12 protein-coding genes, 1 tRNA gene and 1 pseudogene are annotated in these 15,415 nt (G+C 61.6%); 8 read left to right on the top strand and 6 right to left on the bottom strand.

The genetic code is table 11. The features are described 5' to 3' along the window. Positions 1–22 precede the first annotated feature (22 nt). Complete coding sequence (gene ppa, locus ACP7AZ_RS09745) at positions 23–589, bottom strand: inorganic diphosphatase (protein WP_426038438.1); 567 nt, start codon at positions 587–589, stop codon at positions 23–25. A gap of 116 nt (positions 590–705) precedes the next feature. Between ppa and ACP7AZ_RS09740 the strand changes: the two genes are divergently transcribed. Beyond that, entirely contained in the window at positions 706–1,407 is a 702-nt protein-coding gene (locus ACP7AZ_RS09740) for a DUF599 domain-containing protein (protein ID WP_426038436.1), read from the top strand. 269 nt (positions 1,408–1,676) lie between these two features. Here the strand turns inward: ACP7AZ_RS09740 and ACP7AZ_RS09735 are convergent, their stop codons facing one another. Then, positions 1,677–2,552: an N-formylglutamate amidohydrolase gene (locus ACP7AZ_RS09735; RefSeq protein ID WP_426038434.1), complete on the bottom strand. Its 876-nt coding sequence runs from the start codon at positions 2,550–2,552 to the stop codon at positions 1,677–1,679. A gap of 169 nt (positions 2,553–2,721) precedes the next feature. Between ACP7AZ_RS09735 and cpdR the strand changes: the two genes are divergently transcribed. The 3 genes from cpdR to ACP7AZ_RS09720 all read left to right on the top strand — a co-directional run bounded on the left by cpdR (position 2,722) and on the right by ACP7AZ_RS09720 (position 4,698). After that, positions 2,722–3,081, top strand: a complete 360-nt coding sequence (gene cpdR, locus ACP7AZ_RS09730) for a cell cycle two-component system response regulator CpdR (RefSeq protein WP_271084958.1) — start codon at positions 2,722–2,724, stop codon at positions 3,079–3,081. Positions 3,082–3,250: 169 nt separating this feature from the next. Beyond that, a tRNA-Val gene (locus tag ACP7AZ_RS09725) sits at positions 3,251–3,325 on the top strand. An 848-nt stretch (positions 3,326–4,173) separates the two neighbouring features. Then, positions 4,174–4,698, top strand: coding sequence for a hypothetical protein (locus ACP7AZ_RS09720; protein ID WP_426038432.1), 525 nt, complete (start codon positions 4,174–4,176; stop codon positions 4,696–4,698). A gap of 101 nt (positions 4,699–4,799) precedes the next feature. Here the strand turns inward: ACP7AZ_RS09720 and ACP7AZ_RS09715 are convergent. The 3 genes and pseudogenes from ACP7AZ_RS09715 to ACP7AZ_RS09705 form a co-directional block, all read right to left on the bottom strand. Next, positions 4,800–5,413, bottom strand: a pseudogene (locus tag ACP7AZ_RS09715) (IS630 family transposase); the annotation flags it as partial. Positions 5,414–5,503: 90 nt separating this feature from the next. Beyond that, on the bottom strand, positions 5,504–6,019 hold the full coding sequence (locus ACP7AZ_RS09710; protein WP_426038430.1) for a GNAT family acetyltransferase: 516 nt from the start codon (positions 6,017–6,019) through the stop codon (positions 5,504–5,506). A 138-nt stretch (positions 6,020–6,157) separates the two neighbouring features. After that, positions 6,158–6,916 (bottom strand): IS5 family transposase, encoded by a 759-nt coding sequence (locus tag ACP7AZ_RS09705; protein ID WP_426038428.1) that lies wholly within the window; start codon positions 6,914–6,916, stop codon positions 6,158–6,160. Positions 6,917–7,234: 318 nt separating this feature from the next. On the opposite strand from ACP7AZ_RS09705, the gene ACP7AZ_RS09700 reads away from it, so the two are divergent. The 4 genes from ACP7AZ_RS09700 to ACP7AZ_RS09685 all read left to right on the top strand — a co-directional run bounded on the left by ACP7AZ_RS09700 (position 7,235) and on the right by ACP7AZ_RS09685 (position 14,296). Next, positions 7,235–9,406, top strand: a complete 2,172-nt coding sequence (locus tag ACP7AZ_RS09700; protein ID WP_426038426.1) for an ATP-binding protein — start codon at positions 7,235–7,237, stop codon at positions 9,404–9,406. A 477-nt stretch (positions 9,407–9,883) separates the two neighbouring features. Then, a complete protein-coding gene (locus ACP7AZ_RS09695; protein WP_426038424.1) occupies positions 9,884–11,827 on the top strand; it encodes a TonB-dependent receptor plug domain-containing protein in 1,944 nt (647 codons plus the stop codon). 1 nt (position 11,828) lies between these two features. Then, positions 11,829–12,353, top strand: coding sequence for a YfiR family protein (locus tag ACP7AZ_RS09690; protein WP_426038422.1), 525 nt, complete (start codon positions 11,829–11,831; stop codon positions 12,351–12,353). Then, a complete protein-coding gene (locus ACP7AZ_RS09685) occupies positions 12,350–14,296 on the top strand; it encodes an ATP-binding protein (protein ID WP_426038420.1) in 1,947 nt (648 codons plus the stop codon). Before ACP7AZ_RS09690 ends, ACP7AZ_RS09685 begins: the two co-directional genes overlap by 4 nt. A 331-nt stretch (positions 14,297–14,627) precedes the next feature. Here the strand turns inward: ACP7AZ_RS09685 and ACP7AZ_RS09680 are convergent, their stop codons facing one another. Further along, the gene (locus tag ACP7AZ_RS09680) at positions 14,628–15,218 is read right to left on the bottom strand and encodes a helix-turn-helix domain-containing protein (protein WP_426038418.1); all 591 of its coding nucleotides are present in this window, start codon (positions 15,216–15,218) and stop codon (positions 14,628–14,630) included. Positions 15,219–15,415 lie beyond the last annotated feature (197 nt).

Raw genomic sequence — 15,415 nt, 5'->3', positions numbered from 1 at the left:
ATCTTCGACGCTCCGGAGCGGATCAGGCGGCGTTGGCCGCCTTGCCGGTCTTGGCCTTCTCGGCCTCTTCATAGGCGCGCATGCCTTCGACGATCAGTTCGGCGGCCTCGCCAGCGTCGCCCCAGCGCTTCACGCGGACCGACTTGTTCTTCTCCAGGTCCTTGTAGCGGGTGAAGAAGTGCTCGATCTGCTCGACCATGATGGTGGGCAGCTGACGATAGGAGGCGATGTCGGTGTAGTAGGGGTGCAGTGCGTCGACCGGAACGGCCAGGATCTTGTCGTCGCCGCCGGCCTCGTCCTCCATCATCAGCACGCCGATCGGGCGCGAGCGGATGACGCAGCCCGGCACCACCGGTGTCGGGTTCAGCACGATCACGTCGCAGGGATCGCCATCGTCCGCCAGGGTGTGCGGCACGAAGCCGTAATTGCCCGGATAATACATGGCAGTATGCAGGAAGCGGTCAACGAACAGGGCGCCGGACGCCTTGTCCATCTCGTATTTGACCGGCAGGCCCCCTTGCGGGATCTCGATGATCACGTTCAGGTCCCAAGGCGGGTTGGGACCGACCGGGATGGCGTCGATGTTCATGGCGGGCTCGGTTTTGTGCGTCTGCGAAGGGAGGCGGGCGTGATAAGCCTCCGGACGGCGAACGGCAAGCGCGGCGCGCGCTATCGAAGAAAGACAGATGAGGGAGCCTGGCGGGAATGACCACGATCGACTGGCTGGGTCTGGCCCTCTTCATGCTGTGCTGGCTGGGTTACGGTCCGCTGCTGAGTCTGCTGGCGCATCGCAGCGGCTCGCTCAACACGGATATGCTGACCGTTCGCCACGCCTGGATGACGGCGATGACACACCGTGAAATCCGGCTGCTGGACAGCCAACTTCTCGGACACTCCATCAACTCCGGCTCCTTCTTCGCCTCATCCAACCTGCTCCTGATCGCAGGCGTCGCCGGCATCCTGTTTGGCGGCGACCAGGCCCTGAAGGGATTTTCCGCGGTCGGTGCCGAGGCCGTGCCGGTCGGGCTGCTGGAAGCCAAGCTGGGGCTGGTTCTCTTGTGCCTGGCGCGGGGCCTGCTCGATTTTATCTGGTCGATCCGCCAGATGAACTACGCCCTCGCCCTCATCGGCGCGGCCCCTGAAGTCCATTCCGAGGCGGACAAGGTCGCTTTCGGCGAGGCGACGGCCCAGGTCTTGAACCCCGCACTCTCGGCCTTCAGCCAGGGCGTGCGGGGCTATTATTTCGCCTTGGCCGCAGCGGCCTGGCTTTTCGGACCGGTCTGGCTGTGCGCGGGCGTGCTTTCGGCCTTCGCCCTCCTGGTCTGGCGTCAGTCCGCATCGCCGGCCGCCCGCGCGATCCGGACCGCCAGACGCCTCCTCGAGGTCAATCGCGAGCGAGGAGCCTAGCTGTTTCGCACTGCAGCATTTGCTCCTAAGGCTGATCGCGCAGGAAACGTGTCCTGAAAGCGCTTACATCGTGGCGGTGAGGCGGATGTTACCGGTAACATGGCGTGATCATAGATGATAAAAGCCCGCTTGACGCGTTGTGCACCGCAACCTAGATTGTTCCTCGACGCCTCCGGGCGTCATGCCCTTCCTGGGCGTTTCCTCCCTATAGACTTTTATGCCGCGCCCTCGGGCGCGGCTTTTTTTTCGCCCTGACACCGGGTCCAAACTCAGCGCGGCCAGGTCTCGGCGGCCAGGGCCGCGATGACCCGGTCCAGCGTCTTGGCGAACCGGTCATGATCGCCGGACGGCTCCAGCGTCGTCTCGTCCAGATAGAGCGCCCGGTTCAGTTCGACCTGCACCGCCTGGAACCCTTCATCCGGCCGCCCCCATCGCTCGGTCGAATAGCCGCCCGCATACGGTGCGTTCAGGCCGACCCGCCAGCCCTGGGCCTCGAACAGGGCGCGGATTCTCCGCATTGTCGCGCCGCGACAGGCCGAGCCGTGCCGGTCCCCCAACACGACATCGACGCCTCTCCGGTTCCGGCTTGTCGCCCCCGCCGCCCGCGAAGGCATCGAATGCCAGTCGATCAACAGGGCCGCGCCATGCCGGTCCCGGGCGGCCCGCATCAGTTCGCCCAGCGCATCATGATAGGGTGTGTGCACCCACGCCAGGCGGCCCGGCCCCTCGGCCTGCGACAGCCGCCGGTCATAGAGAAGCGTCCCGTCCCCGGCCCGGCGGGGAATGACGCCGAAACCGGCCGAGACCCTGGCCGTCGGCTCAGCCTCGATCTCGCCGTCGAACAGGGCCGGATCCAGTTCGGTCGGCGCCCGGTTCAGGTCGACATAGGCCCGCGATACCCGGCCTGCGATGATCGGCACGCCCCGCGATGCTCCGCCCGCGATCAGCCGGTCGACGCCGACATCCTCGGCGCTGCGCAGGGTGGATGAGGTCAGGTCCGCCGCCTCTCCCATGTCGGCGGGTCGCTCCCGGCCGGAATGCGGAGAGGCGAACACCATCGCGCCCGCAAGCCCGTCCGCCGGCGTTACGACGAAGGCGGGCAGGGGGTTCAAGGGAGGCGGACTGGCGTCGAAAGGCGGCGTCATGGCTACCGCATAGGGCCTGATCAGCAAAAGTGCGACGCGGATTTTCGATGCGGCTGGAGAGGTTTTCCACGGACCTGTCGGCGGAGCGCGCGATCGCATCGCGGGAATTTCATGGCCGGTTTACAGTTCCGGGACTAGCGTTGGAATTCTGAACGGGGGAGTTCCACGCATGGCGCGCATTCTGCTGGCCGAAGACGATGCATCGCTGAGGGGCTTTCTGACCCGTGCGCTTGAGCGGGCGGGCCATCAGGTCATCGACTGCGAGAACGGCGACGACGCCATCGACGCACTGGAACATGGTCCCTACGACCTTCTGCTGACCGATATCGTCATGCCGGGGGCGGACGGGATCGAGGTGGCGCGTGTCGCCGCCGCCCGCCAGCCTGGCCTGCGCATCATGTTCATCACCGGCTTCGCCGCCGTCGCCCTCAGCGCCGCCCAGGCCAGCCCCCAGGCCAAGGTCCTGTCCAAGCCCGTCCATCTGCGCGACCTCGTCAGCGAAGTCGAAAAGATGTGCGCGGCGGCTTGATTCGCGAAGGGGCGCCACCGCTCGCCGCCTGGCGGCTCCCCAATTGCGCGCAAGCGACCGCTTCGTTTGGCATGCCCCAATATCACCCCCGTTTCGCCCTTGCGGCCGTCGCATCGGCTGGGTATAGACCGCTCCTTCCCGTTCCGGACCCGTTCGGAACCGTTCTGGCGGATGCGTAGCTCAGCGGGAGAGCACCTCGTTGACATCGAGGGGGTCACAGGTTCAATCCCTGTCGCGTCCACCAATCCTTTCAACAACTTAGCATAATTTGGCCTGCGGGCACTGGCCGGAAACTGGCCGGAAACACTTGTGCGAGAGTGTCGATCGGTCGGTTCGGCGCATACGGCACTTGCTAAGCGTTTGCGTCTTGCCGCCGCTTCTGACGCTTCTCGGGCCATCGGTTCGTACGGCCGCTCCTGACTCAAAGCCGGCATTCGGAAAGTCCGCCTTAGGGCATATGCCCTCTAGGGGTGTTGGAGATACGATCCAGAGTTCACGCTTGTTGATCGGCGTTGAAGGCGGGACCCCACCCGATATGAAACAACATATTGAATGAGCTTGATATTTCGGGGCGAGACGGGGTCCCGACAGACGCCTGTCAGCATGCGCGCCAACGTATTGTTATATAGCGAATTCAACCACCTAGGCTGCCATCTCGATGGGGTCCGATTTCGACGCCGATCCACATCCAAGACGGGACCCTCGCCGTTTTGCCCAAGTAGCTGATTTAAACGACTGCTCTAGCAGTAGCTTGCATGATATCGGCACCGTCCGCCCCCCCCGCCGGAGAGCTTTCTCCATTCACGTCAGTTGGTTACCTGCATAGCGATGGGGTTCCGCTTTGGACGCCGATCCACAGACACGGCATTTAGCTAGGTCATCCTACCACCGGAAAGTCCGCTTCTCAGCCGGTTGGTTGAGGCCAGATTCGACCCCATTGCGGACATTGTAGCCACCTCGCGCTCGCGCCTTGCTGGAACCAGAACCGGGATCACGCGCTCGGATCGGATGAAACTCTTAGTCCCTGTCGCCATCCTCGTCCTCACGGCGTGTTCGCCGGAACCCGATGGAGTCAGAACAAGCGCGGATCCCGTGGCTGCAGGCGAAGTCGCAGAAAATGTGGTGCCCTCGACAGCCGTCACTCCTGACCCTGCTGCTGCCGAAAAGCCAAAACTCGCTGTCGATAGCGAAGGACTACGGTGGTTCCTGCCGAATGGATCTGCCCGACCGCTGGCGTTTGGCATGCCGGAAGCTGAAGTGCTGGCGTCGCTTGAACGCGTGAGAGGACCGGCCGGAAAGGGCGTCAATCAAGACTGCGGCGCGGGACCCGTCCAGTACGCAAATTGGTCGGACGGCCTCAGCCTGGTTTTCCAGAATGGCGAGTTTGCAGGCTGGGGACTGGACCGCCGCGCTTCAGGCGCGCTCGCGACTTCCAACGGAGTTGGACCCGGCACGACGCGAGCGACGCTAGAAGATTCCTTCGGTTTGGTGACGTTTCAAAATACCAGTCTTGGATCGGAGTTCGCCGGGGGAGGAATCTTTGGCGTTCTCAACGGAACGGGCCCCGAGGCCAAGATTACAGACATGTGGGCCGGGGTGAGCTGCGTCGCCCGCTAAAGTCCCGGATGTCAGCTGACCACCCCTAGCGGAAGTCGGCGGTGTTCGCTCCCAGCCCGGGGGCAATGTCCGCTACCTGGCCAGATGCAAATGGCCGCTTTCATCGGGCCGTCGATCACCATCGGGGCGGTCATGCCGCTCAGCCGTAGAGGCCCGACGAAGGTCGTGGTCTTCCAGTGACCATGGGGCACGCTGCACCTCAGCCTCTGGCCGCGCGGCGCACGCCCGTGGCGGCGGGCCATCTTGGTGGAGGCTCCGGTTTCGTCGATAAAGACCAGCCGTTCCGGATCGAGATCGAGCTGGTTCTCGAACCAGGCCTGCCGTCGCATCAGGACGTCGGGACGGCTCTGCTCGTCCGCGTGCGCCGACTTTTTTTGAGCGTAATCCGGCGGCGCACGAAGAACCGCCACAGGCTCGACAGGCTGGTCGCCACGCCCTGCTCCGCCAGCGCTGCCCGAAGCTCCGCAAGCGTGATGTCCGTCTGCCGATCCAGCAGACCCAGAATCAGGCCGGCGTGGTTCTCGATGCGACCGGATCGACGGTCCCCGCCCAGCGGTCCAGGTCGTACATCGCCCTGTGTCCGCATCCGTGACCGCCAACGGATCGCGCTGGCCGCGCTGACCCCGAACCGCGCTGCCGCCTGACGGCACGACATCCCGTCCTCAATCGCGGCGATCACACGATCCCGCAGATCCACCGAAAGCGCCTTGCTCATTCATGCTGGCCTCCGCCTCCAGCAGGAATGTTGAATCAGAACCCGGCTCCCTTGGGAATCCCCTGCGATTCAATCAGATCGCAAAGTGCTCTAGTGGGGTGAGCGCTTCACCGAAGCCTTGTGAGCATCTTCCTCCTGTTTGGCGGCCTCGTCGCCGTCGCCGACCTTTTCCTCAACGCTGGCTGAGAAGCGCTGGTAGACGCCCAGCCCCACGAGTACGAGGACCGAGACCAGAACCAGGGCGGTGGGATAGCCCAGCAGAGCGACATCGCTGCGCGCGGTCTTGAACACTACCACCAGCCCCTCGAGGAACAGGGCGATGACGATGGTGGACAGGAACTTCGTCAGAGAGCGCCGGGCCACGGCGGCTCCGCGCTTTTCATGGTCGCCGGTGACCTCCTCCTCAAACATGTATTTGGCCACGTCGAAGACGGCGATGGCGACGATGACATAGCCCAGAGCCGCCAAAATGGCGTCGCCGGCCGCGTCGACGGATCCACTACCGGCCTTGGTCAGTTCCATCAGGCCCACGCCCATCAGGCCGAAAGCCAGAAGCAGCAGCACAAGGCTGGTAGCCCCGAAGACAAGGCGGGAGATGAAGGTCATGGGACGCGTCCTCGCATGCTTTCGCCAGACGCCGTCCAAGAGCGGCTAAGCCTGAAACGGGAAAACGCCTGCACCCCGATCACGTTGCCCGGCTTGACAAGATGACGCTGCTTCATCGGAAGAGCCTAGGCTCAGGACTCATAGCCAGAAGAGCACGGTCGCCGCGAGGGCGATGGCGGACAGGAAGACGGTCGGGCATCGATCGTAGCGGGTGGCGACGCGCCGCCAGTCTTTGAGCCTGCCGAACATGATCTCTATGCGGTTTCGGCTTTTGTACCGGCGCTTGTCGTAACGGATAGGCCCGGTCCGGGATTTCCGACCGGGGATGCAGTGCGTGATGCCCTTGGCCTGCAAGGCCTCCCTGAACCAGTCCGCGTCATAGCCCCGGTCGCCCAGCAGCCATTGCGCCCTGGGCAGGCTGTCCAACAGGGCGGCGGCACCGATGTAATCGCTGACCTGGCCCGCCGTCACGAACAGGCTGATCGGGCGTCCGTTCGCATCAGTCACGGCATGAAGCTTGGTGTTCATGCCGCCCTTGGTGCGTCCAATCAGCCGCCCAAGACCCCCTTTTTTTACCCCCAGGCTCGAAGCCGTGCGGTGCGCTTTGAGATAGGTCGCGTCGATCATGACGGTGCGCCGTTCGGCCTGGGCGCCAGACAGCCGCTGCATCATCCTGATGAAGACGCCGGCCTCGCTCCATCGCTTCCAGCGATTGTACAACGTCTTGTGTGGGCCATAGACCGGCGGCGCGTCACGCCAGCGCAGCCCGTTGCGATTCACGAAGATGATCCCGCTCAGTACCCGACGATCATCCACCCTCGGCCTGCCGTGGCTCTTCGGAAAGTGCGGCCTGAGCCGCTCCATCTGCTCGTCCGTCAGCCAATAAAGGTCGCTCATATCCAGACTCCTCGCAGAGCCTGAATCAGATCGAGCGCATCACACCAATGGGTCCTGAGCCTAGAGCCTGACAAGCTTAATCTGACAACACCGCACGCGAAATCTTTAAATACTGACAAACTGGAAGCGAATGGCGCGTCAATATTGTCAGCGTTGGAAATAGAAGCAATTCAGATCGCAAATTTTGTCACACTATATCGCGGCAAATGATCACCAAAGGGTGCGACAATTTGGAAGCGTAACCATAAGGTTTCATCAGCTTTATGGCGCGATTTTAATATCGTCGGTGTTCCAAATCCGATCTCTTCGGGGCCTGGGATGAACACTGACACTTTCCTTAAGGTAAGGCTTGATCGAGTCGTTCAAAGCGCGGCGCTTACGGCAGGATGCAAGTCATCAATTCTGATCGTCCGGCACGACACGGATTTAATTCTTGCCAAAAGCTGTTTTGGCAAAGCTCCCGAACCCTGCGACCCCGATCAGTTCGAGACCCTGCTCGCCGCCATCAACCAAACCGATCAGGGCATCCTCCTGGTTGACGATCTGACGGATCCCGTCGCGGATCTGTGTCAGTTCCTGCCGCGATGGGACAGTCAGGTTGCCCGGTTCGCAGCCTTTATCGCCATCAAGGATCATGACGGCCAAGCCCGGGGCTTGTTGGCCATCTGCGATCCCAAACCCAAGCCGGGCCTGAGCCCAGCTAAAATCTATGTTCTGCTATCGCTGGCGTTTCAGATCGCCGACAGCCTCGCGCTCCACCGTCTTCAAGCAAACGAGGAATCGGGCTTCCAGGGAAATGAGCGCCTGCGACTTTTAGAATCCGTTGTCGTGCACGCTAAGGACGCTATCTTAATTACAGAGGCCGAGCCGATCGATCTTCCCGGCCCGCGCATCGTCTATTGCAACGCGGCCTTTACCGAGGCCACTGGATATAGTGCCGAAGAGGTGATCGGCCAGACCCCCCGCATCCTTCAAGGCGTCGGCTCGGACCCTCAGAGCCGAGCCAAGATCCGTGCATCCCTGGCGCAGTGGAAGCCGATCGAAATTGAGATGCTGAACTACAAGAAGGACGGCGAGCCGTTCTGGGTGGAGCTCAGCATCGTTCCCGTCGCCGATGAGAAGGGCTGGTACACGCACTGGGTCTCGGTCCAGCGCGACGTCACCGATCGCAAAGCAGCTCATGAGGTTAAAACCCGGGCGCGGATGGCCGAAGCCAGCAACGAGGCGCTGCTTGTTCTGACGAACGACCTGCAGGTTGCGCTCGAAGCGGCCGAGGCGGCCAACGTCGCCAAGTCGCAATTCCTGGCCAATATGAGCCACGAGATTCGGACCCCGCTCAATGGCGTGCTTGGCATGACCCAAGCGCTCTGGGCAGATGATCTGACGCCCACACAGCGCGAACGCGTCACCATCATCCGAGAGTCCGGCCAGTCCCTGCTCGCGGTTCTGAATGACGTCTTGGATCTTTCCAAGATCGAGGCCGGGAAGATGGAACTGGAGGTCGCCCTCTTCGATCTGGAGGAAGTCGCCAGGGGGGTCTGCGGCGCCTTTACCGAACAGGCGAACCGCAACGGTCTGTCCTTTGGATTGACGGTTTCGGCCGCCGCCGGGGGTAGGTGGCTCGGCGATTCCGTCCGGCTAAAGCAGATCCTCTACAATCTCATATCCAACGCCCTGAAGTTCACGGCCGTGGGCGAGGTCATGGTGTCCCTGGACATCAACGTTACGGGACATCTCGTCCTGACGGTCAAGGACACCGGGATTGGGATCGCCGACGACAAGGTCAAAGCGTTGTTCTCCAAGTTCTATCAAGCCGACAGTTCAATGACGCGGCGGTTTGGCGGGACGGGCCTGGGGCTCTCGATCTGCCGCCAGCTCTGCGAACTCATGGGCGGATCGATTACCGTCGCCAGCAAGATCGACCGCGGCTCGACCTTCACTGTCGAACTGCCGCTAGAACACGCTCCCAATTTGGGAACGGCCGCTCATGAGACGTCGGACGAGCCAGACGTGATGCCGTCTCACCTCGGCCGACTGCGCGTGCTGGCGGCCGAGGACAACAGCACCAATCAGCTGGTGTTGCGCGCACTCCTGCAGGCCTTCGACATCACGCCCGTGATTGTTGAACATGGCGGGCTGGCTGTAGAAGTCTGGAAGAAGGCGCCCTTCGACGTTATCCTGATGGATATCCAGATGCCGGAAATGGACGGGGTCACGGCCACTCGAATAATCCGGGCCGAGGAAGTAAGTCGCGGCCTGTCACCCATCCCCATCATCGCCGTTTCCGCCAACGCCATGAAACATCAAATCGCCGAGTACCTTGCGGCGGGCATGAGCGGTCATCTGGCCAAGCCTCTCGACATCGCGCTTCTCGCCGAGGCGCTTTCTCTGATTGAGGCGGCACCTGAAATCGGACAGGCACCTAACGTGGAACCGGCCTTTTTGAAGGACGGACTTTATGGCCGGGAATCCAAAGCGGTATTCGGCTGATTTCAAGGCCAAGGTGGCGATGGATGTGGATCGGGGTCGAAATCGGACCCCATCGAGCGGCAGCCTCGGTGGTTGAATTCGCTATATAGCGATACGTTCGCGCGCACGCTGACAGGCGTCTGTCGGGACCCCATATCGCCCCGCAATATTAAGCGCATTCAATATGTTATTTCATATCGGGTGGGGTCTCTCCTTCAACGCCGATCAACAACATTATCCTCATCAGCGGCCTGCGCTGCGTTCAGTGGAGACAAATTCGCATTAAAGTGACAGTACCGAATCCCAAACGATTCAATCAGGTCGCCAAATGCTCTAGAACTCCCGGCCGAACTTCCGTCGTTGCATCGTCACGCTCCTTCTCCACGAACACCCTATCTTGGTGTCCAACAAGCTGGGTGCAGCTAACATGGCTCTTCGTAGAGCCGGACTTCACCATTTCTTTAGAGCCAATGGGCATACTCTAGAGCTGGAGGAAAAATGCTCAAAACGCTACCATTTGTCACAGCAGTCACCTCGATTTTGTGCACCTTCCTCAGCAGCCCTGCGACCGCGCAATCGGAAGCTTTTGTAGATCTGAGCCTGGAAGAGATCCTACAGGCGAACGTCACTTCGGTAGCAAAACGCCCGCAGCGAGTGGAAGAAACCGCAGCGGCCGTATTCGTCATAAGCCGGGAGGACATCCGGCGTTCCGGCGTTACTACGCTGCCAGAACTCTTCCGAATGGTTCCAGGCATGGAAGTGGCTAGCCTTGCATCCGGCAACGCGGCCGTGACGGCGCGTGGATTCAATGGCCGGTTCTCGAACAAGCTGCTGGTGCTCGTCGACGGCCGGGCGATCTATCTGTCGACTCTGTCGGGCGTGCTTTGGGATCAGCAGATGCCGCCCGTCGAGGATATCGAGCGGATCGAGGTGGTCCGTGGGCCAGGTGCCACACTCTGGGGCGCCAACGCTGTGAACGGTGTGATCAACGTCGTCACCAAACATGCTGCTGATACGCTCGGCGCACTTGCTGGGGCTCGCTACAGCACCGACGACGACGGACGAATTGTCTTCCGCTTGGGCGCCAGAGTGGGCGAGCACGGAGCTTTGCGGGCGTATGTAGTCGGACACCAAGGAGAGGGTTTCGCCTACGCGGTTCCCGACCGCCGCAGGGATGATTCCTCCGCCGGTCAGGCGGGTTTTAGATATGATTTCGAGCCGAACCAGACAGACTCTTTCACGCTCCAGGGCGATGTGTACCGGGGCCGGTCCACTCTTTCGCATATTGAGCCGCCGGCTGCGGTCGGCCCCCCTGTCGGTTCGCGCTTCAGCGGACAGAACCTTCTTGGACGCTGGACCCGAACCGGTGAACGTGGAGTCAGTTCTCTACAGATATACCTAGACCATGTGGAGCGGCAGGAAGGCGGATTGGATGGCGTCAGCGATCAGGCGGACATCGACTTCTCGCAGTACTACGCTCTCGGCGATCGCCATCAGGTCGTATGGGGTGCGGGGTACCGGTGGCGGAGCGACCGGGTTGACGGAACCACGCCGTTCCTCCGGTTCACTCCGGAAGAGCGCAGCGACAGCTGGTATGGTGCCTACCTCTCGGACGAGATCACCTTGGTGCCCGACAGGCTCCGTGTCTCTCTCGGCGCAAAGATCGAGCACAACGAGTATACTGGGCTCGAAGTCCAGCCGAGCGCGCGGGTCGCCTGGACCGACCCCCGTGGATGGACGACATGGGGCGCGGTCTCGCGCGCCGTTCGCACGCCTTCTCGCTTAGAGACAGCGCTTCAAACCAGCGATCCGATCATCGCAATCGCCGCGGCGGGCGATCTCGCCGCTGAGGACCTGCTCGCTTGGGAAGCCGGCTGGCGCGGACATCTCGGTCCGGCTGTGTCGCTGGATCTGACAGCCTACCTTCACCAGTACGACAACCTCCTAGTCTGGAACGCCACGCCAGCGACGGCGCCAGGCCAGCCTTTCCTCACGCTGGAGTTCGCCAACGGTGGTCGCGTAGAGACTATGGGGTTCGAAGCCGCAATCGACGCTCGTCTCACGGATCGATGGACGGTCAAGGTCGCAGCTTCCACTATGGACATGGAGGTCCTGGAGAGAGGCTTCGTGGTGCCGGGGCTTGATACCTTTGACCCGGAACGATCGCCCGGCAGCCAACTTTCGGTACGTTCCTGGTTCGACGTTACTGAGACGATAGATTTCGACGTGTGGGTCCGAGAGGTCGCGAGTGCCAGCCTCGTCGAGGCGTATACAGATCTGGACCTCCGGGCCTCGTGGCGCCCCACCCCGAATCTTGAATTGTTCATACTCGGCGAGAATCTGATCGAGCAAGAACGGATGGAAATCGTCGAGACCGGCTTGGGCAGTCCGTCCGCTTTTGTCCAACGCCGTGTCTGGTTCGGCGTAACGGCTCGGTACTGACATGGACCGCCGCCCCCTCTTAATGATCGCTATCGCGGCCTCATCACTTGCCGCAGGCACGGCTCATGCCCGGCAGGCTTCAGCGCCTCCGGACGCCGGAGCGCGGGCAGCGATCATCTACAATTTCACGCGGTTCAGCAGCTGGGACGCCAGTCGCTTTGCCACACCTTCAAGCCCCGTCGTGCTCTGTATTCAGCCTCGGCACGCTCTCGCCGCGCATTTGGCCTCGTTCAACGGCCGCCCCGTAGGCGACCGATCGTTGCAGGTGCGGCAAACAGGTACCTTCGATCGAAGCTGTCACGCCGCTGTCGTAGGCCCCGCGGAAGCCAATTCGGCGAGGCTGGCCTCGCTCGCTCGGGAGGGCGTTCTCACTATTGGCGACTCGGAAGGTTTCATCGCAAACGGTGCAATCGGGATCATTACCGTGGGACGGCAAATCCGGTTCGAAATCAATAACCGCAACGCCCGCAACGCGGGAGTCGTCCTGAGCTCCAGTCTGCTGCGACTCGCAGTCATCGTCCGATGATTCACCGTATTGGCCGGTTCATCAACTCGTCGATTCAGGCGAAGGTTGCCGCTGTAGCAGTCGCAACTGCTTTGGCCGCGCTCCTCGTGGCCTACCCCACATTCATCGTCAACGAATGGCATAGCGACCGGGGGAGGCTGTTGGAGCAACGCGAGGTACTGGCGGACGTCCTTGCTGCCAACGTCGCTGCTACTCTCGTTTTTCAGGATCGTGAGGCTGCGCGGGAAACACTGGGGTCCGCGGCGAAGATCCCCGGAGTCAGCGCGGTATGGCTATTCGACGCCGCAGGTAGTCCGTTCTCCGCGTACTCGGCCGATCAAGCCAACAGCCCGCCGGCCTCCGCCTTTGTGGCAACCGGCTCGCGGTTCGAGCGGGATCGGCTGGTCATCAGTACGCCCGTGCAACTCGATAATGAGACAGTGGGCACGCTCGTGCTGATCTCCACCCTCGATGAGTTGGAGCAGATGGTGCTCGGCTATACCTTGGTATCGCTTCTCGGCCTCCTCGGCGCTGTCGCCCTCGCGCTGGTTACCTCGACGTGGCTCGCACGCGGGGTCATCCGTCCTGTCCGCGTGCTCTCCCACGCCATGTTGGCCGTCAGGGAGAGCGGAGACTTCGATCTTCGGGTCGCTCCGGAGGGCAATGATGAAATGGCTGCGCTTACCGGAGATTTCAACACCCTGCTGCAGCGGCTCCGCGACAATGACTGTGCGCTGCGGACAGCCATGGTGGACTTGGTACAAGCGCGGGACCAGGCAGAGGGTGCCAACCTAGCCAAGTCCCAATTCCTGGCGAACATGAGCCACGAAATCCGGACCCCCCTCAATGGGGTGCTCGGCATGGCTCAGGTGCTGGAGAAGGCGAATCTGCCCGCGGATCACCAAGAGAAAGTTGCCGTCATCCGCCGTTCCGGTGAACTGCTTCTCGCGGTCCTCAATGACATTCTCGATATCTCCAAGATTGAAGCCGGGAAACTGGAAATCGTATCGGAAGATTTCGAACTCGCCGGAGCAGTCCAGGCAGCCTTCGACGCGTTCGCGGGACTCGCGCAAGAGAAAGGGCTGGATTGCCACCTGGCCTTTGAATCCTCGTGCGAAGGCGTCTGGCGGGGAGACTCAATGAGGACCCGACAAATCCTGTCGAACCTGCTTGCGAACGCGATCAAGTTCACCGAGTCTGGTTCCGTGAATGTCGAGGTTAGGGCACGGGACACAACGGTCGAGTTCGTTATCTCGGACACCGGCATCGGCATGCCCCCAGAGGTTCTCTCCCGGCTCTTTTCCAAGTTTTCCCAAGCGGACAGTTCCACCACTCGCCGCTTCGGCGGATCAGGCCTAGGTCTTGCGATTAGCCGGGAGCTGGCACAGCTTATGGGTGGCGATATCTTCGTCGCGAGTGCGGTGGGCCATGGCTCGCAGTTCACCTTGCTGTTGCCAATGCAGAAGTGCGCCTGCCCAACCGTACAGCCGATCACGCCCGCGGACAGTTCGCCGTGCGCGCTCGGCGCGCATCCGCTTCGTCTTCTGCTGGCCGAGGACAACCCTACAAACCAGATGGTCGCGTGCGCCTTGCTTGAGCCACTGGGGGTCGACCTCCGCGTAGCGGCAGACGGTCTCGAAGCCCTTGATCGCTGGCGCATGGAGGACTTCGATCTCATCCTTTTGGATATCCAGATGCCTCGGCTGGATGGGGTTGGCGTTGCGCTCGCCATCCGTGCTGAAGAGACGCGAACGGGCCGGGCCCGCATTCCGATTCTTGCACTGTCCGCCAATGCCATGGCGCACCAGATCGCCTCGTATCTCGAAGCGGGCATGGATGGACACGTGGCCAAGCCGATTGAGGTCGGCAAACTGTATGCCGCGATCGAGCGAGCACTTCGCGGAGAGCCTGTCTCGACCGGCCTCAGCTCCCCTCTGGGTGATGGCTTGACGCTGTCCTGTTGATCGGCGTTGAAGGCGGAACCCCACCCGATACGAAACAATATATTGAATAAGCTTAATATTTCAGGGCGAGACGGGGTCCCGACAGACGCCTGTCAGCATGCGCGCCAACGTATTATTATATAGCGAATTCAACTACCTAGGCTGCCTCTCGATGGGGTCCGATTTCGACGCCGATCCACACATAGCAAGCATCGGTCTGGTCGCCCTGCCAGCCGGCATTCTTGCGGCGGCCTTTAGTGAGGCGATGAAGGTTCGCTCGACGCACCCCGAAGGTAGCCCGACACAGACGGACCGTCTTCAACGGTGATGCCCGTCACAGCTACGGTTTCGCCTATGCGCCGCTCCCGACAACCGAGCAAAACTCAGATACTGATCGTCGGAGCTCAGGTGCGCGACAGCCGTCTCGTGCCCGATCCGACAAGCCGCGCGCGAAGATCGTCAGCATCGCTGCCGTTACCTTCGCCTTGTGCCTCGGTAGCCACGCCTGCAGCGCGGCGAATAACGCGGTTTCGTAATCACCTCGCCGCTCAATGAGGAGCACGGTTAGCGCGCTCTGTTCGGCCAGGGCAGCGACGGTGCCGCTCAGGATCATGCAGCCTTTCGGTGATCCTGTCTTGGTAAGGCGCCTGATAAGATTTTCGAGCAGGCGGTTCACACCCTGCGTCAGACTGGGCGCGCGAGTCAGAGCAGACATGTCGAGAAATGAGACTCCCGTCTCGAACGCCTTGAGCGCATGCAGGTAGAGCTCAGCCTTGTTACCAAAGGCAGCGTAAATGCTCGGCTGGGACAGCGACATCGCCTTCCCTAGGTCCCGCATTGAAGTGGCGTCGTATCCGAGCAGCCAGAAGAGCTTCATCGCTTCGGTCAGCGCGCCTTCTTCATCGAACTGTCGAGGCCTGCCGCGAATCGCAACAGTTTCCATAACGATCGCTCCAGATCTCAGCGGGCAGTCGACCGCTATACCGATCGGTCGCTACAAAACAGTTATCGACGCGATCACCTATTTGTAACGACCGCTTTGGGATGGAAGGCGGTGACGCCTTCTAGACCAAGAGATGAGATTTCTCATCTACGCGATCTGGATCAGATGAGGCGGCCTAGAAAGGCTTGGGGGATGCG

This window comes from Brevundimonas sp. DC300-4, from assembly GCF_049897365.1.
Lineage (GTDB): Bacteria > Pseudomonadota > Alphaproteobacteria > Caulobacterales > Caulobacteraceae > Brevundimonas.
The sequence above is the reverse complement of the archived record's forward strand: the minus strand, read 5'-3'. Positions and strand labels throughout refer to the sequence as shown.